The 20,537-nt window shown below is 58.1% G+C and carries 23 protein-coding genes; 12 read left to right on the top strand and 11 right to left on the bottom strand.

Annotated features, from left to right (window positions below; translation table 11 throughout):
- Window positions 1-261: 261 nt before the first annotated feature.
- The gene (locus tag KYT97_RS27295; protein ID WP_219111198.1) at window positions 262-1,032 is read right to left on the bottom strand and encodes an 8-oxoguanine DNA glycosylase OGG fold protein; all 771 of its coding nucleotides are present in this window, start codon (window positions 1,030-1,032) and stop codon (window positions 262-264) included.
- A gap of 199 nt (window positions 1,033-1,231) precedes the next feature.
- Window positions 1,232-1,828, bottom strand: coding sequence for a T3SS (YopN, CesT) and YbjN peptide-binding chaperone 1 (locus KYT97_RS27290; protein ID WP_219111195.1), 597 nt, complete (start codon window positions 1,826-1,828; stop codon window positions 1,232-1,234).
- 374 nt (window positions 1,829-2,202) lie between these two features.
- On the opposite strand from KYT97_RS27290, the gene KYT97_RS27285 reads away from it, so the two are divergent.
- The 5 genes from KYT97_RS27285 to KYT97_RS27265 all read left to right on the top strand — a co-directional run bounded on the left by KYT97_RS27285 (window position 2,203) and on the right by KYT97_RS27265 (window position 7,998).
- Window positions 2,203-3,459, top strand: coding sequence for a plasmid pRiA4b ORF-3 family protein (locus KYT97_RS27285; protein ID WP_219111194.1), 1,257 nt, complete (start codon window positions 2,203-2,205; stop codon window positions 3,457-3,459).
- A gap of 390 nt (window positions 3,460-3,849) precedes the next feature.
- Window positions 3,850-5,502: a sodium:solute symporter family protein gene (locus KYT97_RS27280; protein ID WP_179300873.1), complete on the top strand. Its 1,653-nt coding sequence runs from the start codon at window positions 3,850-3,852 to the stop codon at window positions 5,500-5,502.
- Between the two features lie 27 nt (window positions 5,503-5,529).
- Entirely contained in the window at window positions 5,530-5,661 is a 132-nt protein-coding gene (locus KYT97_RS27275; protein WP_003941363.1) for a putative transporter small subunit, read from the top strand.
- 85 nt (window positions 5,662-5,746) lie between these two features.
- On the top strand, window positions 5,747-6,208 hold the full coding sequence (locus tag KYT97_RS27270) for a MarR family winged helix-turn-helix transcriptional regulator (RefSeq protein ID WP_245005934.1): 462 nt from the start codon (window positions 5,747-5,749) through the stop codon (window positions 6,206-6,208).
- A complete protein-coding gene (locus KYT97_RS27265; RefSeq protein ID WP_172936824.1) occupies window positions 6,205-7,998 on the top strand; it encodes an AMP-dependent synthetase/ligase in 1,794 nt (597 codons plus the stop codon). Before KYT97_RS27270 ends, KYT97_RS27265 begins: the two co-directional genes overlap by 4 nt.
- Here KYT97_RS27265 and KYT97_RS27260 read toward each other — a convergent pair.
- Genes KYT97_RS27260 through KYT97_RS27250 form a run of 3 tightly spaced genes read right to left on the bottom strand, consistent with a single transcriptional unit; the run spans window position 7,995 to window position 9,892 of the window.
- Complete coding sequence (locus tag KYT97_RS27260) at window positions 7,995-8,375, bottom strand: helix-turn-helix domain-containing protein (RefSeq protein ID WP_033236025.1); 381 nt, start codon at window positions 8,373-8,375, stop codon at window positions 7,995-7,997. The two genes, KYT97_RS27265 and KYT97_RS27260, sit on opposite strands and share 4 nt — an antisense overlap.
- Before the next feature lie 24 nt (window positions 8,376-8,399).
- Window positions 8,400-9,629, bottom strand: coding sequence for a type II toxin-antitoxin system HipA family toxin (locus KYT97_RS27255; RefSeq protein ID WP_219111191.1), 1,230 nt, complete (start codon window positions 9,627-9,629; stop codon window positions 8,400-8,402).
- Window positions 9,626-9,892, bottom strand: coding sequence for a helix-turn-helix domain-containing protein (locus KYT97_RS27250; protein WP_033236027.1), 267 nt, complete (start codon window positions 9,890-9,892; stop codon window positions 9,626-9,628). The genes KYT97_RS27255 and KYT97_RS27250 overlap by 4 nt, the downstream gene beginning before the upstream one ends.
- Window positions 9,893-9,930: 38 nt before the next feature.
- On the opposite strand from KYT97_RS27250, the gene KYT97_RS31215 reads away from it, so the two are divergent.
- Window positions 9,931-10,413 (top strand): ribbon-helix-helix protein, CopG family, encoded by a 483-nt coding sequence (locus KYT97_RS31215; RefSeq protein ID WP_342393898.1) that lies wholly within the window; start codon window positions 9,931-9,933, stop codon window positions 10,411-10,413.
- Between the two features lie 52 nt (window positions 10,414-10,465).
- On the opposite strand, the gene KYT97_RS27240 is transcribed toward KYT97_RS31215, so the two are convergent.
- Window positions 10,466-11,521: a 2,3-butanediol dehydrogenase gene (locus tag KYT97_RS27240; protein ID WP_219111188.1), complete on the bottom strand. Its 1,056-nt coding sequence runs from the start codon at window positions 11,519-11,521 to the stop codon at window positions 10,466-10,468.
- Window positions 11,522-11,879: 358 nt separating this feature from the next.
- On the opposite strand from KYT97_RS27240, the gene KYT97_RS27235 reads away from it, so the two are divergent.
- Window positions 11,880-12,776, top strand: a complete 897-nt coding sequence (locus tag KYT97_RS27235; protein ID WP_219111185.1) for an MBL fold metallo-hydrolase — start codon at window positions 11,880-11,882, stop codon at window positions 12,774-12,776.
- A 17-nt stretch (window positions 12,777-12,793) separates the two neighbouring features.
- On the opposite strand, the gene KYT97_RS27230 is transcribed toward KYT97_RS27235, so the two are convergent.
- The 3 genes from KYT97_RS27230 to KYT97_RS27220 form a co-directional block, all read right to left on the bottom strand.
- Window positions 12,794-13,147 carry a UBP-type zinc finger domain-containing protein gene (locus KYT97_RS27230; RefSeq protein WP_219111182.1) on the bottom strand — a complete coding sequence of 118 codons (354 nt, stop codon included), beginning with the start codon at window positions 13,145-13,147 and terminating at the stop codon, window positions 12,794-12,796.
- 61 nt (window positions 13,148-13,208) lie between these two features.
- The gene (locus KYT97_RS27225; RefSeq protein ID WP_219111179.1) at window positions 13,209-14,648 is read right to left on the bottom strand and encodes an ATP-binding protein; all 1,440 of its coding nucleotides are present in this window, start codon (window positions 14,646-14,648) and stop codon (window positions 13,209-13,211) included.
- Window positions 14,649-14,657: 9 nt separating this feature from the next.
- A complete protein-coding gene (locus KYT97_RS27220) occupies window positions 14,658-16,334 on the bottom strand; it encodes an NAD(P)/FAD-dependent oxidoreductase (RefSeq protein ID WP_033236032.1) in 1,677 nt (558 codons plus the stop codon).
- A gap of 180 nt (window positions 16,335-16,514) precedes the next feature.
- Between KYT97_RS27220 and KYT97_RS27215 the strand changes: the two genes are divergently transcribed.
- The 5 genes from KYT97_RS27215 to KYT97_RS27195 all read left to right on the top strand — a co-directional run bounded on the left by KYT97_RS27215 (window position 16,515) and on the right by KYT97_RS27195 (window position 19,274).
- Window positions 16,515-17,039 carry a DUF3558 domain-containing protein gene (locus KYT97_RS27215; protein ID WP_219111176.1) on the top strand — a complete coding sequence of 175 codons (525 nt, stop codon included), beginning with the start codon at window positions 16,515-16,517 and terminating at the stop codon, window positions 17,037-17,039.
- Between the two features lie 30 nt (window positions 17,040-17,069).
- Window positions 17,070-17,459 carry a hypothetical protein gene (locus tag KYT97_RS27210; RefSeq protein WP_230590324.1) on the top strand — a complete coding sequence of 130 codons (390 nt, stop codon included), beginning with the start codon at window positions 17,070-17,072 and terminating at the stop codon, window positions 17,457-17,459.
- The gene (locus tag KYT97_RS27205) at window positions 17,419-17,976 is read left to right on the top strand and encodes a DUF3558 domain-containing protein (RefSeq protein ID WP_116538763.1); all 558 of its coding nucleotides are present in this window, start codon (window positions 17,419-17,421) and stop codon (window positions 17,974-17,976) included. Before KYT97_RS27210 ends, KYT97_RS27205 begins: the two co-directional genes overlap by 41 nt.
- A gap of 376 nt (window positions 17,977-18,352) precedes the next feature.
- Entirely contained in the window at window positions 18,353-18,913 is a 561-nt protein-coding gene (locus KYT97_RS27200; RefSeq protein WP_245005933.1) for a DUF3558 domain-containing protein, read from the top strand.
- A gap of 19 nt (window positions 18,914-18,932) precedes the next feature.
- Complete coding sequence (locus KYT97_RS27195; RefSeq protein WP_245005932.1) at window positions 18,933-19,274, top strand: hypothetical protein; 342 nt, start codon at window positions 18,933-18,935, stop codon at window positions 19,272-19,274.
- Between the two features lie 56 nt (window positions 19,275-19,330).
- On the opposite strand, the gene KYT97_RS27190 is transcribed toward KYT97_RS27195, so the two are convergent.
- Window positions 19,331-19,792 (bottom strand): 6,7-dimethyl-8-ribityllumazine synthase, encoded by a 462-nt coding sequence (locus tag KYT97_RS27190; RefSeq protein ID WP_033236033.1) that lies wholly within the window; start codon window positions 19,790-19,792, stop codon window positions 19,331-19,333.
- Window positions 19,793-19,838: 46 nt separating this feature from the next.
- Entirely contained in the window at window positions 19,839-20,351 is a 513-nt protein-coding gene (locus KYT97_RS27185; RefSeq protein ID WP_033236034.1) for an Lrp/AsnC family transcriptional regulator, read from the bottom strand.
- Window positions 20,352-20,537 lie beyond the last annotated feature (186 nt).

Genomic DNA, 20,537 nt, shown 5'->3' with positions numbered 1-20,537 from the left:
TAGCAGTGCCTTGTCCGAGTCTTGGCGTTGCGTCGTTGGGTATCGCGTCGATCCGCCCGGCCCATCTCTCTGGGACAGGTTTCGCTCCTCTTGGAACTCGTTACCTGAGAATTCTCCCCAGATGGGCATCTCGTTGTGTGTGGAAATGTTGTACCGCAGGCGTATTCATGGCCGACGTCGAGGGGTGTTCCATTCTTCGCCCATGTTTGCCGGGGTCGACGACTGACGTCCCGTGTAATTGTGTGCCTGTTGAGACGGAGTTCAGAACAGCGTAGGCATCGCACGTTCGCCGTGACGAGCTTCCTGTACCCGGGCAGTCCAGCGTTTTACGAGCCACATCTCGATTAGCTCGGGGCGTGCCTGGGCCGTCGTTGCCCAGGAATTGAGCAACTCGTTGTAGCGGTGGTACCTGCGAAGTGTGAAACCGCTGACCGATGGATCTTCTAGCCAGCCTTCGTGAATCAGGGTCGAGACACCGAATTGGTCGATCAACTGGGCACGGCCACCTGCCTCTGATACTTCCGCTGCCCACATGAATGCAGCAAGGAGGGAAACTCCAACGCCAGGTGTCACCGGCCACCCTGACCAGGTGCCGCGGTGGATGGCTGGCAACGTGCGAGTTTTCAAGCAGTAATCGAGGATGGACTTGATCGGCTGTAGCGGATCCTCGCCCTTCGCGATTGGTGCGCCGAATACGTCGGGAAATCGGCGTTTGAAGCGACGTCCCCGGTGAGCGCTTTGCCACGCCGCGCAGAGAAATAGCAGTCCGAGACCGTCGTGGGTCGCGATAATGAGTTCGCTGCCAGGCCGAAGGTCATTTCGCTGTACGGTTGCTATTTCCTCGGTGACGATTTTTCCATCGTCGTTTCGACCGCGTAGCTGAATCTCGTGCTCGGAATCGCGCAGGTGGGAGTTCCACCAGTCGAGGTCGACGCTGGCTTCGTCGTCGAGGATATGCAGATCGTAAGTTCTTGCCTGGCACCAGTAAACGCATGCCTCTGGCGGTTCGAATCCAGCGTCTTCGATCGGCATGTGGCGATCCTGGCACGTTTTGCGACCGTAGTGGGGTAGCCGCGCTTGCACTTCACGGTATTGACTGAATTAGCGTTCGCCGTCGAAGGTTGGATTCTGTCGCTTCCGGCAGTCCCTGCAAGCGACGACAAACGTCAACGCGCGTACACCCCTGCAATCGCAGAGATGCACGCGCGCAATATAAATCGTGGGCCGCTAGCTACTTGCTGGGCGTCGAGGCGACTGCCGTGATGCCAGGCTCACCGTCGGCGTCATCGCCGCAATCGCAGTCACAATCGTCGCCGCAGCCACCGGTGTTGCATTCGCCGGCGTAGCTGTCGTCGTCTTCGTCGCAGTCGAGGGTGCCGCCGAAGGATTCAGCAAAATCGTCGTCGAGCTCGTGAGTGAAGGCGTGAACCTCGTCGACCAGGTTGAGGAGATGCTGCGGGGCGAAGGGGTCCGCATCGAGCATCGTCGAGACCAGCAGGTGGTCGCCGCTGAAGGCGAAGCGCAGGCGCGGCCATTCCTGTGCGAGTTCGATCAGCTGGGTTGCAGCATGGGCGGGATTCCCGAGACCCGTGAGGACCGAGGACCAGACGTTGATCTGGGGGCCGTCATCCGCGACCGTCACGTAAACGACAAACCCGTGAACCGGCACGACAATGTCGCCGTCATCGTCGGTGTCGGGCTCGCTGCCCAGCAGTTCGGCGAGGGTCTGAACGCACAGGCGAACCAATTCGTCGCGCTCGTCCGTCACTAGGGCAATGGCGCCGTTGATGTGGAGGGGCTGGTCGGCGGTCGTGTCGTGGTCGCTCATGGATCCTCATGTTCCGTGCCAGTCCGAGCAGGCGCTGGGCACTGTTTTCGTGCGGTGGGTGTCAGGTCTACGGTAGTCGGCGCACACTCTTGTCCGCTTAGTGGATCATCCAATAGTGTCCCTTTCGACGGGCGCTGAGTAGAACTTCGCCGGCGCAGAGCGACGTGACTCGGGTCCCGACAAATCCGGCAGCGTTGTGGCAGTGAGTATCTCGGCTTGTCGGTAGGTAGATCTAGTCTCCACAAATGACGGGTCAGCGAGTTCGACGAGCTTCACATCTGCGTTTGGTGCCTGCATTTCAAGCGGCACAAACCGTCCGTACGCCGAGGCAGATGCGGAATCAGCGTCGACGGCCGGAGGTGGCGAACTTTGTCATGCGGATCGAACTTGATTGCGTCGCGCCACCCATTTGGCGACGGTTTTCGGTGCCGTCGAATATCGAACTCGACCAACTGCATTCGATCGTCCAGGCGGTCATGGGATGGGGTGATCAACACGCACATCAGTGGGTGAGCGTCCATCATTCAACGAGCAATGGCCCAGATCGGTATATCGCGCGAGAGGCGATCGAGCGCGATGGATATCAGGAAGACGAGTTTGGTGAGGACGAAGTCCGGATCGACGAGGCGGTCACCGGGGTAGGGGACTACGTCCGATACGAGTACAACGTCCGCGCGAGGTGGAGCCACACGTTGGTTCTCGAGCAGATTGTCGAAGACCAGCCGATTTCTGCGCCATCCTGTCTTGATGGCGCGAGAGCGTGCCCGCCGGAGGATTCTGGCGGTCCAGTCGGGTATCTCGAGTTCCTGAACGCGCAGGTGAGTACCAGGCTGTTCGATCCCGAACGTTTTGTTCTCACAGAGTCCAATGCGGCAGTCACCACGTCGGTGGCACTGCATAAGTCACCGCCCGTGGGCAGCTCGCTGTTCGAGAAGTTCTTACGCCGTATGTCGGTTCATTCCGCGCCGAAACTGTTTGCCGCAGTTGCCAAAGCGGAACTTTGCGGCGGATATGACAACTACTTCGAGACGATGCGTGAGGGAGCAACCCGCCAGCTGCTGTGGCTACTGAACACTGCGCGAGGCGGAGGGATTGTGTTGGCGTCGTCCGGGGCCCTGCCTCCGGACCTTGGTGCGTCTGCCCGAGACGAACTCGATTGGGACAGTGAGTGGATCGATGCCGCGGCAGGGAGTGACTCGCAATTAGCAGTACTTGTTGAAGTCGCCAAGACCCTGAGATTGGTCCGAAAACTCCGAGGCACATTGATTCTTACCCGCCTCGGTGCGTCGGTGATTGCGTATGAAGGCGAGTTGTGGCGCCATATCGTGATGACCATGCCGTTGGGAAAGGGCGAGCTGGCGCAGGAAGCCGGCCGAATTCTGTTCCTTACGTTGGCTGCCGGCTTGTCGGAGTCCGAACGTAGTGAAGTGATGATCGAGGGCCTGACGGCGTTGGGTTGGTCGACAACAGACGGAACACGACTTGGCGACGACGATTGGACGTGGATGGTGAGAGACACTCTTCTGTACCTGCGAATGATCGGGGCGATTGTCTCCAATCCGCTGGACCAGCATGTTTCCGCCGATCCCGAGTGGGGCCGACGGTTTGCCCGGATGGTCCTATCGAAGTAGTTAATCGATCGAATCGAGCATCGATTTCAATCGATGCGGAGTTGTTATACGCGCTGGAAGCGCACGATTTTTCGGCGACGGAATCCCGAATATTTTCGGGTGGAGAAATATCGGAGTTTTTGTTCGAAATTGCCATCATGCTATGGTCGATTCTCAGTTGTTGAATTGCGTGGTCGAGCCAAAAGCTTGCGCAGAAGATTTTATTTTGTGGAGGTTGGGTTTCGGAAAAGACGAAGTGCGTGTTGCTAGTCAATTGAATATGTGACCGGTGTTGGTATGACGGTCGCTCCTAGGGCGTGCAGAAGCGAAGCGCAAAGATCCTGAACAGGGGTTTTTGCGCGTTGTTCTGCCGATTATGTGCGAAGGATGTGGCATGTGACGGGGTCCGACATGGTCCAGTTCAGTACCTTGGTAATTGTTTCACTGCTTGTTGCTTTTTATGGTGGAACTTTTCTGATTTCTCTTCGTATCGGTAAGAAGCAGGAAAATGCCGACGGTTTTATGACCGCCGGAAACAAATTAGGATTTGGTGTTTCGGCCGCGAGTATGACGGCCACTTGGATTTGGGCGTCGTCGATGTACGCATCCGCCACTTCTGGCTACACCTACGGAATCTCCGGCCCCATTCACTACGGTTTGTGGGGCGCGTTGATGATTCTCTTCATTTATCCCTTTGGTCAGCGAATTCGTAAAGTGGCACCGAAAGCCCATACTCTGGCCGAGGTCATGTACGCGCGGCACGGACGCTCGAGTCAGCTGATGCTCGCGGGTTCCAATATCGTCGGCAGTCTCATCAGTCTGATGTCGAACTTCCTCGCTGGTGGTCTGCTGATCGCGTTGCTTTCGCCGTTCAACTTCATTCAGGGTGTGTTCATCGTCGCGTTGGGCGTTTTGCTGTACACGTTGTGGTCGGGTTTCCGTGCTTCGGTGCTGACCGACTTCGTTCAGCTGATCGGAATGCTCGGTGCGGTAGCGGTTTTGGTGCCGTTCATCTTCTTCGCAGCTGGGTTCCCGGCGGCCTTCGAATCCGGCGCAGGCAACCTCACTGCTGAGCAGGGCAACTTCTTCTCGAGCGTTGCCTTCTTCGAACAGGGTGCGCCGTACATCGCGGCAGTTCTTGCCTACGCAATCGGCAACCAGACCATCGCCCAACGACTCTTCGCGGTCCGCGAAGACCTGATCAAGCCCACCTTCATCACCGCAACTGTGGGATACGGCGCAACGGTCATCGGTGTCGGAATGCTGGGTGTTCTCGCGCTGTACCTCGGAATCGAGCCAACTGATGGTGACGTCAACAACCTGATTCCGCAGATGGCCGCGTCGTACCTGCCCGGAATTTTGCTTGCTGTCTTCTTTGTCATGATCATCGGCGCGCTGTCGTCGACGGCGGACTCGGACCTTGCTGCACTCTCGTCCATCGTGATGACCGACGTCTACGGCCAGGCTGTCGCCGGCAAGGCTAATGCGAACCCTCGACGGATGCTGCTTATCGGCCGAGTAACGATGATTGTTGCGACGGCGGCGGCTATTTCCTTGGCAAGTCTGCAATTGAGCATTCTGGATCTGTTGGTGTTCGTCGGCGCGCTGTGGGGCGCTTTGGTGTTCCCGGTTATCGCGAGCTTCTACTGGGGCAAGGTCACCAACAAAGCCTTCACTGTGTCGGTGCTGGTGGCTCTTGCTGCCTTCTTGCCCGTCCGATTCAGTTGGGTGCCGATGGATGGGATGTTCGGGATACTCTCCGACATCGTTGCCGTTGTCGGTATCGGAGTGGTGCTGGGGCTCATGACATTTGGATTCTTCGGTCTGAAGGTTGCGCAGATCGTCGGTGGCCTGGCGATCGTGCTGTCCGCGCCGTTCGCGATCGGCTTCCTGCACGACTACCCAACGCTCAGCGGATCTTTGGTGGCCTATGCCGTCAGTACCGTCGTGTGTTTTGCGATGTCCGTCAATCAGCGTGAGACGTTCGATTTCGAACTGATCAAGCAGCGGACGGGAGACTTCGACGAGGAAGAGTTTCCTGCTGTGGGAGCGTCCGGAAAGTAACCGTCGAGACAAGTGGAAGGGATACGAATGAGTACAGCTCTACTGACCATTTATGTTCTGATCTGGCCGGCGTTGGTGCTGGTTGTCTTGGGAGTCATCAGCAAGGGATTCTTCAAGGATTGGGCAACTGCTCGCCGCAACGGTGAGGATCTGGTCTAGCTGTTCACGCCGCCACCGACGCACTTGCTGTCGGTGGCGGCGGTCATATTGCGTCGGACACAGGGGTCGGCGTTATAGTTGCTCAGTGCAACACAACGGAGCAATGTCGCTCACCGGGCCGCCGTCCGTCCATGACGAGCTGGTGCATCTGACGCGACAGCTGATGACGGGGGATCGGCATTCCGACGATCAGCCGTCCATCGCGCAGCACTCGTTCCTCTCGTTCATCGGCCGCAATGACGGCTGCCGGGCAACAGAGATCTCCGACGTTTTCGGCGTCAACCGCTCGACCATCTCGCGCCAAGTGCGTGGATGCATCGACGCAGGCTGGGTGTATGCCGATCCGGGACCCGTTCGCTTGGGCAATCCGCTCCACCTCACTGACGAGGGTCGCAAATATCTCGACGCCGCCGACGCGCGTCGACTCGACCAAGTCGTCAGCAGGCTGCACGATTGGACTGAGTCCGAGATCGAGGAATTCGCCCGTGCACTTCACCGCTTCAGAATCAGCACAGAATCGCAGACCGACGGAGATGACACCCTGTGAGTGAGTACAGCGCCAAAGCCCAGTTCACTATCTCCGACAACGAGTCGGTGGTGCACACAGTCTTCACTCACGCCGAGCGCACCCCGAACCTCACGGTGTTCTCGCGGCCGATGGGCAACGGGTGGGTCGACGTCTCGGCGAAAGAATTTGCCGAGCAGGTCATGGGCGTGGCAAACGGGTTGATTGCCGCCGGTGTTCAGCCAGGGGACCGCGTCGCGCTTCTGTCGGCCACTCGCTACGAGTGGACGCTTTTCGACTTCGCCATCTGGGCGGCCGGCGCTGCGACGGTTCCGATCTACGACTCGTCATCGAAGGGCCAGGTTGCTTGGATCCTCGAGGATTCCGAGTCCGTCATGGCCATCGTGGAGACGGGGACGCACGAGCAGTTGTTCCAGGATGCGCCCCCTAGCCTGCGCGCTGTCATGCAGATCGACGCCGGCGCTGTGGCAGAGCTGACCAAGCAGGGCATCGACGTCGACGAAACCGAGCTGAAGAAGCGCCTCGACGGTATCCGCGCTGACGACCTTGCATCGCTTGTCTACACATCCGGAACGACGGGCCGGCCGAAGGGCTGCATCCTCACTCATCGGAATTTCTTGTCCGAGGTGCGCGGCATTCTGACTGCGTCGATCGGTAAGGTCGCGGTTCCGGGGAACCGAGTTCTGACCTTCCTTCCCCTGGCCCATGTACTTGCTCGTGCAGTGTCCTTGGCGACGTTCGAAGCTGGTGCTGCGCAGGCGCATTGGTCTGATTTCTCGAACATCACAACGCAATTCGAGCGGTACAAGCCCAATACGATCCTCGGCGTCCCGCGGGTCTTCGAGAAGGTTCGCGACGGTGCGGCGCGGAAGGCGGAATCCGGCGGCAAGGTTCCCGGTGCAATCTTTGCTTTTGCAGAAGCAACGGCCAAGGAGTACAGCCAGTCTCTCGACGCCGGTGGCCCGTCCCTGGTGCTCAAGGCGAAGCATGCTGTCGCAGACAAGCTTGTGTACTCGAAGCTGCGCGCAGCACTCGGCGGCGAGTGCTGGTTCGCCATTTCCGGCGGCGGTGCACTTACCCCGGAACTCGGCCACTTCTTCCGTGGGCTCGGCGTTCCGATCTACGAAGGTTACGGACTCACTGAAACCACTGCAGCGCATTGCGTGAACATTCCCGGGGCTCAGAAGATCGGCACCGTCGGGCAGCCTATGGGCGGCAACGGAGTTCGCATTGCCGAAGACGGCGAGATCGAGCTCAACGGCGGAGTGGTCTTCAAGGGCTATTGGAAGAACGAGAAGGCCACCGAAGAGTCCTTCGACAACGGTTGGCTCCGCACCGGCGATCTCGGTGAACTCGACAGCGACGGTTACCTATCCATCACCGGCCGTAAGAAAGACCTTCTGGTGACGGCAGGTGGCAAAAACGTTTCACCCGGCCCGATGGAAGACCGTATTCGGTCGCATTCCATCATCTCGCAGGCAGTGGTCGTCGGCGATGGAAAGTCTTACGTCACGGCACTTCTGACGGTTGATCCCGAGGTGTTCGAGAAGTGGAAGGCCGATAACGGCAAGCCCGCCGAAGCAACCGTCGCTGAACTGCGTGACGACAAGGATCTTCGGGCAGAAATGCAGAAGGCGATCGATGACGCCAATTCTGCTGTCTCGCATGCCGAGTCGATCAAGAAGTTCGTGATTCTCGATCGGGATCTCACCGAGGAAGACGGTGAGATGACGGCAACCCTCAAGATCAAGCGAAACGTAGTCGTCGACCGGTTCTCCAAGGAAATCGAAGGTATGTACACCAAGAGCTAGGAGCGCTTGGGGAACTGCTCGCGGTAGGCCATGACGTCGTCGAGTCGGAATCTGCGGTGGGTTCCGCGTAGCTCGATCGGGAGCTTGCCGGCATCGGCAAGCTTGCGGACATACGTGTCCGAGACGCCGAGAATCTCCGCAGCTTGAGACGTCGTGAGTAGTTCGGCAACGGCACCGAGCGCAACACTGTCACCGTTGGCGAGGTATTTCAGCAGCGCTACGACGGCATCGCCCACTGAGGCCGGGACGTCGATTGTCACGCCGTCGATCACGAGCGTCGTCGTGGCAGTTGAGGTTTGAGCGAGCGCTGACAGCGCGGTCTTGATCTTTTCTGCGTCGGCGCTACCGACTGCTGAAATTACGTGGTCAATGCTCACGTCGAGCTCCGATCGAAGTAGTTGTCACATCAGTGTTGTCAGGCGATGGCGAAGAAGGCCGGCGAGAAGTTCTGTTGTCCTTGCATCGAATCCGATCTCGGTGCATCGCTCGGCCCAGCCGTGTGCAGCTTTGACCAGCGCGTCGATCATTCGGGTTACCGCGCGTTCGCGAAGTCCGAGCCGTAGTCCGGCGTCGATGAAGTTGGCGCGGGTCAGGCGATTGGCGCGCCCGTACAGGTTCATCGCCATCGGATCATTCCAGCCGGTGTACGGCTGAGTGCTGAGTAGATCGTAAGCCGGACTCGGTTGCCACAATGCGTTCGGCGCGTAGATCGACAGGTTCTTTCCGTGTAAGTCTCCATTGCCGATGATCCATGAAAAGACCACTGTGCGAAGCAATTCCAGTGTGGATGCAGATTTGGAGCCGCCGCCCGCTTCGCAGGCATCGGTAAGCGCCGTGATGGCAGTCTCGGTTTTCATCCGGTACTTGGACGCCGGATAGATGCCGGCAACTTGGCATGCATCCTCTTGAGCGATGCGGTGGCCATCGCGGCGGTCGAAACGCTCGACAAGTAACGCACTCCTGCCGTCGGCGTCGTGGAGAAGTCGAGTGGTCGGCACGCGTAGCCCACATGCTGCCGCCATTCTCATGAAAAAGTGTTCGTTCTCCGACAACAGTGGGAATCCAACGGGCGGAGTGAGTTTGAGGATCGCGGGCCCAGAGGGAGTGTTTGTCGGTACCGACCACATATTTGCACTGACCTTGGGTTGGACTCCGGAAAGTGCAAGCGGATCTGCGTCGACCGAACCGGCCAGGCGATTGAATAGGCTGTGGAAGTTGGCGTCTCGTTCCGGCGCAAACATCGGTTGCGGTTCCGGTGGGACACTACCTGCGGGCACGATCCGCACATTTCCGATGGTGTCGGCGCCGACGGCCAATAGCAGAGTCAGATGGTCGTCGATCGAGGTTTTGGTCGAGGAAACTACCGCGCCGAGGCGAACACCCTCCGGGAGAAGGCCTGCGAAGAAGGGGGGAACCGCACCGCCGGTGGTGACCACGGGGTAGTGCCCATTCGCGAGCAACGACCATGACACTGAGTGAGATCGGATCGATGACCCGGTCGATGACAGCGTGCTGTAGTCGAATTCGATCGTGTCGTTTGTTTGGCGTGTGAGGGTGGCAACCTGCACGTCGTCGATGTAGACGTCTGCATTGTCGATGTCCGTCAGCGTCGTGCTGAGAGGGCTGCTCATTGAGGCGCCTCGAGTTCGGCGATCGTGATTGGCTGCAGGCGCAGTCCGAGGGCGTCGGCAATTTCGACGATTGATGCCAGCTTCACGGATCCGGTGCCGTATTCGAGCGCTTGAACGCTGGATCGGGACACCCCGGCTAGGTCGGCGAGAGTTTGCTGGGTGAGTCGGAGTTGGACCCTGCGTTCGGCAAACAACTCGCCTATGCGTGCAATTTCAGGCATAGGACTGCTGCGCGTCGGTGAACTTCTACGTGGCTGACTCATTGCCGCTCCTATGCCTTATTTTGCAAGCATAAGTCAGGGTGGGGTCGCAGGGCAATCTCAAATGCTCGTTATGCTTGCATTTTCGTGCATTAGCTTTCCCTTGGCAGGGTAGTCGAAGAGATCGCCCATCGGAGCGTCGACCTACCGACAGAGTTGGTGTTCCCCAGCTTTCAGACCAGCCTGATCGGAATTCAAGTCGTTTGGCGAGAAGAGTTTTCGGGTGTCGCTCGAACCCAGCTCCCAATATTGCTGTGACTCGACGTAGCATCCTGAATGTGGCTAGACGATCGGTAACAGTGAGATTTGATTCAGAGGAACTGGAGGCTCTCGAGGCTCTCCGGGAGCTTACGGGCGCGGACATATCCAGCGTCGTGCGCGAAGCAGTCATCGAGCACGCGAAGCGATGTGCCAGGCAGGCGCCGCCGCGCGATATCGGAGACAAGCGTAAGTCCCTGACCTTGAACGATGCCTTCGCGCGATACTCGGCGATGTGTGTTGAGCAGGAGCGGGAAGCCTCCTAAACCAAGGAGCGGTGGAGACATGACGTCCCCACCGCATTTCCCGGTTGTTGAATTATGAACGAACTAGAATCTTGACTGCTGTGTCGTTGTGTTCGATCAAAGTTGTGAAGCCTTCTGAAATCAACTCTTCGAGTTGAATGCGTCCGGTGATGAACGGGGCGAGGTCGACAACTCCGTCCTGAACCATTTTGATGACAGCTTCATGATCGCGGACGTACGCGATTGTTCCTCGCAGATCGATCTCTTTGAGGACCAGCTTCTGCATGTCGATGGTCGCGGGCTTGCCCCAAATTGAAACGTTGACAACCACTCCCGCGGGTCGAACGGTGTCGAGCATGGTGTCGAGCACTGCGTTGACACCGGCACATTCGAATCCGATATCCGCGCCGATGCCATCGCTGATCTCGAGAACACGGGCCTTCACGTCCTCGCTGCTCGGATCGATGACATAGTCAGCGACACCGCTGGACAGTGCCTTTTCTTTACGCGCACCGCTGAGTTCCGTGACGATCGTTGTTGCGCCAAGACCTTTGAGTACTGCGGCGACCAGCAGCCCGATAGGTCCGGCGCCTCCGACTATCGCGATGTCGCCACTTTGGGCGCCGCTACGAACGACCGCATGGTGTGCAACGCTCAACGGCTCGATCAGCGCAGCTTCGTCCAATGGGATGTTGCCGATCTTGTGAACCCAACGTCGGTCAACCACCACCTTTTCGCTGAGTCCGCCACCGCCGCCGGCCAATCCGATGAATCCCATCTGAGTGCACAGGTGATAGTTGCCGGCTTTACACGGAGCACATTCGTTGCAGACGAAATACGGTTCAACGACGACGTTTTCACCCACTTCGACGTCAGTCACGCCCTCGCCGACTTCTTCGACGGTGGCCGAGAATTCGTGCCCCATAGTGACTGGCGCGTTCTCATGAGAGAGGGGGTGCGGGTGACCGGGTGCCGAGATGAAGATTGGGCCTTCGAGGTACTCATGGAGATCGGTGCCACAAATCCCGCACCAGGCGACCTTCAATTTGACGGTACCGGGCCGCACTTCGGGCTCGGGAATGTCTTCGATTCGGATGTCTTTCTGACCGTGGAACCGTGCTGCCTTCATAGATCCGCACCTCACTTCGTTGTGAATCCGCTGGTAGATCAACGCTAGGACTCCGATGGTGGGGTGTGAAGGGTTGCAATGGATTGCAATGTGGTGGAACGGGGAGCGTGTCCAATGGTGTCGTCGATGATCTGACAGTGGGGAATGAAGTTTGATGTGCGCACTCGCCACCTAGACTGCAGTCATGTTTTCGAACGAAGTTAGCCGTCGGAGCTTTGTCGTGGGAGCTGCCGCCGCGGCTGCCTCAACCCTTGTAATGACGAACGCGTCGGCTTCCGTTCCAGCATCAGTGAATCCGACTATCACTGCGCGCCAAAGGTTCTTCGGGCCCGAGAATGTTGATCCATCGACCGGCGCAGTGGATTCGTCAAAGACGATTCTTTCGTGGTTCGGTGTCACGAATTTTGCGATAGCCATCGCGGGCAACGTCGTTCTACTGGACGCATGGGTTCCTCGAGGCGAGTTCTCGAACTATGTGCCGACCAGCCCTGAAGAACTGGCCGCGCTAGCTCCGAGCCACATCCTGATTGGTCATGGGCATTTCGATCACGCCGCTGACGCTGCCGAAATTGCCTCGATGTGTGGAGCAACCATAGTTGGAACAGACGAGCATTGCAGTCAGATCGCAGAGCAAGCCACAACTGAGCTCCGAACGTTGCCGCTGGACTCTGACCGAACTGACTTCTCGCTATCCAACGGTGTTGCCGTGCACTCTGTTCGACACTTGCACTCCGCGCTGCGTGCCCCGCGAGGCGAACAACCACCACTTGTTCTTGTGCCCGATTTCAGTCCGGCCATCGAACATCCGCCGACACCTCACGACACTGCACACCTGGCGTCGCATTTCAACGACGCCGAGGGTGGATCGTTGCTGTACCAGTTCGTGGTCGGTGACTTCGTACTGACGTGGCACGACAGCACAGGGCCGCTCTTCACCGACGCCCCGGAGATCCTGGAGGCTATGCGAGCGTTGCCGGTGTCCACAGTTCAGATCGGGTCTATTCAGGGTTACAACCAATACTCGAACGGGCTCAGCGACCCGCTCGACTACATCCGAGCACTGCGGCCTTCGCTCTTCGTTCCGGCGCACCATGACAATTGGCTCGCGCCGCTCTCCGCGCCGGCCGTCGCGTACGAAGAGAGACTGCGTCAAGCGCTTGCAGGCTTGCCGACATCACCCGAACTACGACTGCTCACCGATCCGGCAGACTATGTCCAGCCTTCACGGCTCACGTTCGACATACCGGTGAAGTGACTGACGTCGATTCAGATTCAGTCGATGTGCTCCTGCCAATCAGCTGGCACTCGGCCGGCCGGGCCAGGAACCGGCTGGTTGGCGGGGTGCGAAGTGGGCGGGGCCAATTCAGGACCGTCGTAGGCTTCCTGAGTTTCGAAGCTCCAGAACCAATCCTCGCCAGGCTCGAAACTCTGCATGAAGGGGTGCTTGGTAGCCGCGGCGTGAGCGCTGGCATGTTGTGACGGGGATGAGTCACAACATCCGATGTGACCGCACTGAGCGCATCGACGCAGATGCACCCACCAACCGCCAGCAGCGTCGCATTCGACGCACCCGGCACCGCTCGGCGGCACACTCGGATCAATTCCAGCTGGAAGTCCGTCGGTCATGGTCAGTCCCTTCGTTGAAGTGGCTCTGCTTATTCATCGTGCGCGCCGAGTCGGGCGTGCGCTAGTCGGCATCGTCGACATGGTTGCGCTCTGGTCCAGAGATCGGCAGGAGAACACGGAAGCGGGTGTCCCCGGGTGCGGATGTGACCCGAAGTTCACCGTGATGTTTGCCGACAACGATTCTCCACGAAATGTCCAGGCCCAAGCCCGTTCCCTCACCGACAGGTTTGGTGGTGAAGAAGGGCTGGAAGATTCTGTCGATGACGTCGTCGGGGATTCCCGATCCTGTATCGCAGATTTCGATGCAGACTCGATCGCCGTCGCGGCTGGTGCGAACAGTCAAGGTCCCAGTGCCACCCATAGCAGCGACAGCGTTGTCGATCAGATTGGTCCACACTTGATTGAGTTCGCCTGCATACGCATCGATGGGTGGGAGTGCCCGGTCGTATTCCTTGACGACGGCGATGTCACCGATTTTCTGTCCCAACATAATCAGCGTGCTGTCAAGCAATTCGTGAACGTCGATGGTCTGGAAGGGCGCGCGGTCCATTTGCGAATACTGTTTGGCCGCACCGACAAGCGTGGAGATTCGGGTGGTGGAATCGGCGATCTCGTTCATCAGTAGCTCAGACTCGATGGTGTAGTTCAACCAACGGATTGCCCCCTCGAGCACGGACTCGTCCACTGCTGCGGCAACAGTCTCCAGCCAGTTGGTGTCGAGGCCAGCTTGGACGAAGGTTGGTGCTAGGTCCCAACCTTCGCGGATGGAATGGTCCTCGAACCATTCACCCAGGGAGTCTTCTCGATCGGATGCTTCAAGGGGCGTGAGCGTCGGAGCCTTGGCAACAACTTCGGCGACTTCCTCTTGCATATGCATGAGGGTGACAAGTGAGTCGCGATCGTAGAAGCCTGAGGCGATCATCCCCAGTTTTCGCCGCATGCCGGCGACGCGTTCGCGCAACGACGCGGTCGCCCGCACTGCGGCGGCTGCGGGATTGTTCAGTTCGTGGGTCAATCCGGCGGAGAGGGAGCCGAGGGCGAGAAGACGCTCACGTTGATCCATGATCTGGCGGGTGTTCTGGTTCCCGAAGAACACTCCTTCGAGAAGGTGCACAGCCATCGGAAACCATTCGCGCACTACAGCGCCGAACTTGTCGGCGTCGAGAACGAAGAAGGTCGACGGCTTCGTTACGCGCAGCGACGCCGAATAGATTTGCGGGACACGATCACCCAAGTACGACGTCCAACCGCCGGAGTAGACGCCTCTCTGGGAGGTGCGCACCATCTCGATGTCTTCGCCGCCGGAGAGTTTCGACATGATCAGCTCGCCCTCGATCAGGACGTAGAAGCACGATGCCGGGTCGCCTTCGAGGTAGACCTGGCCGCGGTCGATTTCAGTGATGTGGCCACTCTGGCAGAGTGTTTCGAGTTGATCGTCGGTGAGCTCCTCGAACAGGAACAGTGTGCGAAGAAGTTCTGGACTGCATTCTGGGACAGACATCAAATCTCCCTATTGTTGAGCGAGATAGCGGTGGACGAACATCACGGCCATCGCTCCTTCACCGACAGCCGACGCGACCCGCTTGGCTGATTCGGCGTGCACGTCACCGGCGACAAAGACTCCGGGAACACTGGTTTCGAGGTGGTGGGGTGCTCGGTCGAGGGGCCACCCTTGCGGTGTGATGCCGTCGGCGGCGAGGTCGGGGCCGGCGACGATAAATCCATGTCGATCGCGAACAACAACGTCGCCGAGCCAATCCGTCAGCGGAGCGGCGCCGATGAAGATGAACAGCCAATGTGCGTCGACGATCTCTTCTTCACCAGTTGCTCTGTTCAGCAGCGTGATTCGCTCGAGGTGATCGTCACCGTCAGCGGCGATTACTTCGGTGCAGGCGCGAACCGATATCTTCGGATTTTTCTCGATCTGCTGAATCAGGTAGTAGGACATGGATGCTTCGAGTGAAGCGCCCCGGATGAGGATCGTGACGGATCGTGCACCGCGTGAAAGATAAACAGCTGCTTGGCCGGCGGAGTTTGCCCCACCCACGATGTAGACATCCTGCTCGCTACATCGCGCGGCCTCGGTGACAGAAGACCCGTAGTACACGCCTCGGCCGGTGAACGTGTCGAGACCGGGAGCCGAAAGTTGACGGTACGAAACACCCGTGGCCAAGATGACAGAATGCGCATCAACGGATGTGCCGTCGTCGAAACGAACTGTGCGGGCAGAACCGTTGATTTCGAGACCCGTCACATCGCGGGCTGTGATGACCTCAGCGCCGAACTTTGTTGCCTGCCTCCGCGCGCGATCGGCCAACTGTGATCCGGAAACACCGTCCGGGAAGCCGAGATAGTTCTCGATACGCGAGCTTTGACCGGCCTGTCCACCTGTGGCGCGTCGTTCGATGAGGACAGTTCGCAAACCCTCCGAGGCTCCATAGAGAGCAGCACCCAACCCCGCCGGTCCACCGCCAATGACAACCAAATCGTAGAAGTCCTCGGACAGGGTGGTGCTCAGGCCGAGTTTGTCCGCGAGTTCGGTGTCCGTCGGCTCGACCAGCACGTCACCATTGGGAGCAATGACGACGGGAAGGTTTAACTCGTCGACCCCTGCGGCGGTGAGGAGTCGTTGTCCCTCAGGCTCGTCCGACATGTACCAACGGTATGCAAGTTGATTGCGTGCCAGGAACTCTCGAACATCAGAGGATCGTCCAGACCAACGATGACCGACGACTTTGGTCTCCTCGGCAGGGTGGTGACTGGAGCCGGCCCAGGCGTCGAGGAGAGCGTCGATGACCGGATAGAGCTTTTCTTCCGGTGGGTCCCAGGGTTTGAGCAGGTAGTGATCGAGGTCGACGACGTTGATGGCGTCGATCGCGGCCTCGGTATCTGCATACGCAGTGAGCAGTACGCGCCGAGCTATCGGGTAGAGATCCATTGCCTGCTCGAGGAATTCGATTCCGCTCAAACCGGGCATGCGGTAGTCGGCGACGATAACGGCGACAGCGTCTCCGCGAAGCTTCATTTCGCGCAGAGTTTCGAGCGCTTGATCGCCCGATTCGGCGCGGATGATCCGATATTTCTCGCCGTAGCGTTTACGAAGGTCGCGGACGACGGCGCGGGAAACCCCGGGGTCGTCGTCGACGCTGAGGATAGCTGGTTTGGCAGGTGCTTTCGGCGTGTTCACTCGGTGCCCTCCCCGACGTTGTAGTCAACCCCTCCAGTATGCGACTGTCACGAGCAGCGTCAATCGCTACAGATGCGCTGCAAGCGAACATGGGGACGTGAACTGGGAATTTGTCGGTAGCGGGAACCGATTGAGTCGCCGGCGCATCAAATAGAGTGAGTTCATACCGAAGGGGGCCCGATGAGAATGTCGATGGGGGGTCGGCTTCTCGCGGCAGGGATATTGGTATGGGCTCTGGTCGGATGCGGCTCAGCCGTGGAGGGGGAGGCTGAGCCGCTATCCGGTCAAGCGGGATTATTCGATCCGTGTACGGACATTCCGGATTCTGCGATCAGGGGCGTCGGACTTGATCCGTACACGAAGGAGGTTGACATCGAGGGTGTTGAAATCCCCGGATGGAAGATCTGCTCGTGGAAAGGCCCGTGGTACTTCGTTGTCATTTTTTCGAACATGCACTCATTGCAAGATATTCGGGCGAACACCGATTTCACCGGATTTCACGAAGTTGAAATCGGCCAGAGGCAAGGTGTTCAGTACTCCAGTGCTCAGGATCAAGTTGGTGCGTCCTGCTATTTCGCGACGCAAGTTAAACAAGGTTCGATCTGGCTTCAAATCTCCCGGATGGGCCTGCGTCCGATCGAGGAGCCTACATGCGTGCTCATGCAGAGATATGGTTTGGAACTTGAAACTTATTGGCCAAGTTGATAATTGAATTACTGGACAAGGGGAAGTGAAGTGGCTAATCCTGACGGATCCCAACTGTCACAGTGGCTGACTTGGAAAGACGGAATCGAAGGCGGCGCCATCGCGGTGGACTTTGAGGTGGCCCGCAAACTCCGTGATAGCTGCAGCGCATTGCGTGCGGAGTTGGAAATGGCCCTTGGGGAGGTCGATTGGGTATCAAATGTGAAGGGAATGGGCACGCTCCAATCAGGTATTGATTTGGCGCGCAAATTCTCCCTGAAAGCGTCTGGAGGCGAGGACTCGCTCGAGAAGTCGCTCCTCAGTCACATCGACGTTCTCAATGAGATGGAAGCGTACTTTCAGGAATGCGTGACGCGCTATTTCGCTGTGGAGGCGGAGAATGCGGGTCGTCTGGCGCGACATGAAGTGTCAGGATCCTAGATTGGCGGGGCTTCGACTTATTGTGGCGGCCATTGTCATTGGGTTGTTTGCGGTGGGGTGTGGCTCAACCGTCGAGGGTGAACCTGAGCGTGCGTCTGGTCAGGAAGGTTTATTTAACCCGTGTACGGACATACCGGACTCGGTGATCGAGGGAGTTGGGCTTGATCCGGCGACGGAAAGCGCCGATATTTTCGGGGTCGAACAGCCCGGGTGGAAGATCTGTTCTTGGGACGGAAGTTGGTACAACGTCACCATCTATTCGACGAGTTACACCATATCGGATGTTCGCAGCAATCCGGACTACGTGGATTTCATTGATGTCGACATCGGTGATCGACGTGCCACGCAATACCGTCGTGCAGACAGCACAGACGAAGCTTGCTATGTGATCTTCGCGGTGGATCAGGGTTCAGTTTGGATCAATGCCGAAAAGGATGCCTTGAGCGAGCACACAGGGAACAGTTGTGACGAGGCGAGGAGGTTGACCGATGAGCTCGACAGCTATCTTCCACGCTGACCCAACGCAGAACTTTGAAAACTGCAAGATCTGGCTGCTAATCAAATCGGGGGTAAGAGAGTCGTGAGTTCACCACAGTCGGCGACAGATCTACAACTGACACTAGATCCGATAGTCGCTAAAGACATCTTACTTGCATGTAATGCGTGGCTGGGTGAACTCGGTTCAATTAGGAATGGATTGACTCGCATTGCAACGGTTTCGGGGATGGGAACCCTGGAATCGGGGCGAGCCTTAGCGGCCAAGTTCTCACAAAAAGCCGTTGGCGGCGCGGACTCGTTGGAGAAATCTCTCGACAGCCACATCGCCGTTGTGAAGGAGATGCGAGCCTACTTCCAAGCCTGCATCGACCGCTATGAATCTGTGGACGGGGACAATGCGAATCGACTGGCCCGGCATGAAGTATCGGGATCCTAAATTGGCGGGGCTTCGACTTATTGCGGCGGCCATTGTCATGGGGTTGTTTGCGGTGGGGTGTGGTTCAACCGTCGAGGGTGTGCCTGAGCGTGCATCTGGTCAGGAGGGATTGTTCAACCCCTGTACGGACATTCCGGACTCGGTGATCGAGGAGGTCGGTCTCGACCCTTCGACGGAGCTCATCGATATTGACGGTGTAGAGCAACCAGGATGGAAGATGTGTATGTGGAAATCGACGTGGTACTTCTTCACGATCATGTCGACGAAATACACGCTTGATGATGTGCGAAGCAATTCGGATTACACAAAATTCGATGAGTCGATAATTGCTGATCGAGTCGGACTGTGGTTTCAGCGGGAATCTGACGAAACCATCGACGGGTGCTACCTAGCGTTTGCGGCATCTCAAGGTTCGGTGTGGCTCAACATCGAAGCAGACGCGGGGACGCCGCACCAAGGCTCTACCTGTGGACTTGTCGAAAGTTTTGCATTGCAGCTTGTTTCGTCCTTGCCCCGATAAATCTCCGAGAGTAGGTCCAGTGGCGAGTCAGGAATCTGGCGAACTGTTCGTCGATCCGAAAGTGGCCAAACCAATGGTTGCAGCGTGTGACGCATGGATAGGTGAACTTAAGTTGATGGTCGTGCTCAGCGAGCGACTCAGCGACGTCAAAGGCATGGGAACTCTGGAATCGGGACGCGCCTTGGCGGACAAGTTTGCAAAGAAGGCCATTGGTGGCGAGGACTCGCTGGAGAAATCTCTCGACAGCCATATCGCCGTGGTGAAGGAGATGCGAGCCTACTTCCAAGCCGGCATCGACCGCTATGAATCCGTGGACACGGAGAACGCCGCCGCCCATGGGAGGCTCGAGATCCTCGAATAGGCACAAAAAATCTCGCTGAGCGGGAGGCCATCCGACTCAGCGAGACTGTTGAACGACTAGGCGGTGGGCAGAGACTTCAGCGAGGTGACCGTAGCGTCCACGGCGCGTGCTGCTTCGGCGCCCTTCTTCACGAAATGGGTGCTGAAGTAGTCGACATGCTCGGCATGCTCGTGGAAGTTGTGCGGCGTCAGAACGACGGAGAAGACCGGAACATCAGTATCAAGCTGCACTCGCATCAAACCGTCGATGACGGCGGTCGCCACAAAATCGTGGCGGTAGATGCCACCGTCGACGACGAGGCCAGCAGCAACAATTGCCTGGTAACGGCCCGTCTGCGCCAAACGGCGCGCATGCAGCGGGATCTCGAAAGCGCCCGGCACCTCGAAGAAATCGACTGAATCGCGGGCGTAGCCCAAACCGACTATTTCGTCTGTGAATCCGTCACGTGCACGGTCCACGATGTTGCGATGCCACGTCGCCTGAATGAACGCGATGCGCTGTCCCTGGATGTCACTCATAACGACAAAACTACTGCACCAGGAAGCGTCGTCGCGAATGCATGTCTCAATCCTGCTGCCGCGGGAACGCCGTGGAGCGCCCCCAGCCTGCATCGTTGGTGAGGTGCTCGAGCAGCGGCTGGATTCGGTAGGGAAGAGGATTGGTCAGCGCGATCGTGGTGGTGGAATGAGTGACACCCGGAAGGCTGACGATCTGCTCCGCCAACTTCTGCAGCGCAGCGTGAGTGGAGGTGGCTACCCGCACCAGCAGATCTTCGCGTCCCGTGGTGGCGTGAATTTCGATCACCTCGGGCAACTCGGCCAAGCTCCTCGCGATGGCGCTGATCTTTCCCTGCTCCAGTTCGAGGCCCACAAATGCCTGGATGGGGATGCCAACTTCGGGGAGATCGAGATTGGGGCGGAACCCGGTGAGAATTCCGCCTGATTCCATGCGCTTCATCCGAGCCTGGACAGTGTTCCGGGCGACTCCCAACGAGTTCGCGAGTTCGGCGACACTCATGCGCGAATCCTTGCTGAGCAATCCGAGTAGCTGGACGTCGAGCTTGTCGATGCTGAGCACTTTGCGAACCTTTCTTCAGTGATCGAGGTCACTGGATGATCGTATTGCTTAGTTCATTAGATTTGCATTGACCAAATCGTAGCTCAGGAAGAGCATTGGTTCTACGAATTGCTCAGCGGAACAGTTTGCGTAGATCACTGTACCCATCGACGATTCGTCTCGATCTCACGCCTGTGTCGTACAAGT

The organism is Rhodococcus globerulus (genome assembly GCF_019334125.1).
Taxonomy (GTDB): Bacteria; Actinomycetota; Actinomycetes; order Mycobacteriales; family Mycobacteriaceae; genus Rhodococcus_F; species Rhodococcus_F globerula.
The sequence above is the reverse complement of the archived record's forward strand: the minus strand, read 5'-3'. Positions and strand labels throughout refer to the sequence as shown.

Bases quoted from the DNA above. Each gene is read 5' to 3' on its own strand.
- KYT97_RS27250 (WP_033236027.1), bottom strand. From the start codon at position 9,892: ATGAGTCAGCCACGTAGAAGTTCACCGACGCGCAGCAGTCCTATGCCT.
- KYT97_RS27215 (WP_219111176.1), top strand. From the start codon at position 16,515: ATGAGAATGTCGATGGGGGGTCGGCTTCTCGCGGCAGGGATATTGGTA.
- KYT97_RS27200 (WP_245005933.1), top strand. From the start codon at position 18,353: ATGCGAATCGACTGGCCCGGCATGAAGTATCGGGATCCTAAATTGGCG.
- KYT97_RS27295 (WP_219111198.1), bottom strand. From the start codon at position 1,032: ATGCCGATCGAAGACGCTGGATTCGAACCGCCAGAGGCATGCGTTTAC.
- KYT97_RS27240 (WP_219111188.1), bottom strand. From the start codon at position 11,521: ATGAAGGCAGCACGGTTCCACGGTCAGAAAGACATCCGAATCGAAGAC.
- KYT97_RS27275 (WP_003941363.1), top strand. From the start codon at position 5,530: ATGAGTACAGCTCTACTGACCATTTATGTTCTGATCTGGCCGGCGTTG.
- KYT97_RS27255 (WP_219111191.1), bottom strand. From the start codon at position 9,629: ATGAGCAGCCCTCTCAGCACGACGCTGACGGACATCGACAATGCAGAC.
- KYT97_RS27205 (WP_116538763.1), top strand. From the start codon at position 17,419: ATGCGGGTCGTCTGGCGCGACATGAAGTGTCAGGATCCTAGATTGGCG.
- KYT97_RS27290 (WP_219111195.1), bottom strand. From the start codon at position 1,828: ATGAGCGACCACGACACGACCGCCGACCAGCCCCTCCACATCAACGGC.
- KYT97_RS27190 (WP_033236033.1), bottom strand. From the start codon at position 19,792: ATGAGTGACATCCAGGGACAGCGCATCGCGTTCATTCAGGCGACGTGG.
- KYT97_RS27230 (WP_219111182.1), bottom strand. From the start codon at position 13,147: ATGACCGACGGACTTCCAGCTGGAATTGATCCGAGTGTGCCGCCGAGC.
- KYT97_RS27225 (WP_219111179.1), bottom strand. From the start codon at position 14,648: ATGTCTGTCCCAGAATGCAGTCCAGAACTTCTTCGCACACTGTTCCTG.
- KYT97_RS27280 (WP_179300873.1), top strand. From the start codon at position 3,850: ATGGTCCAGTTCAGTACCTTGGTAATTGTTTCACTGCTTGTTGCTTTT.
- KYT97_RS27285 (WP_219111194.1), top strand. From the start codon at position 2,203: ATGCGGATCGAACTTGATTGCGTCGCGCCACCCATTTGGCGACGGTTT.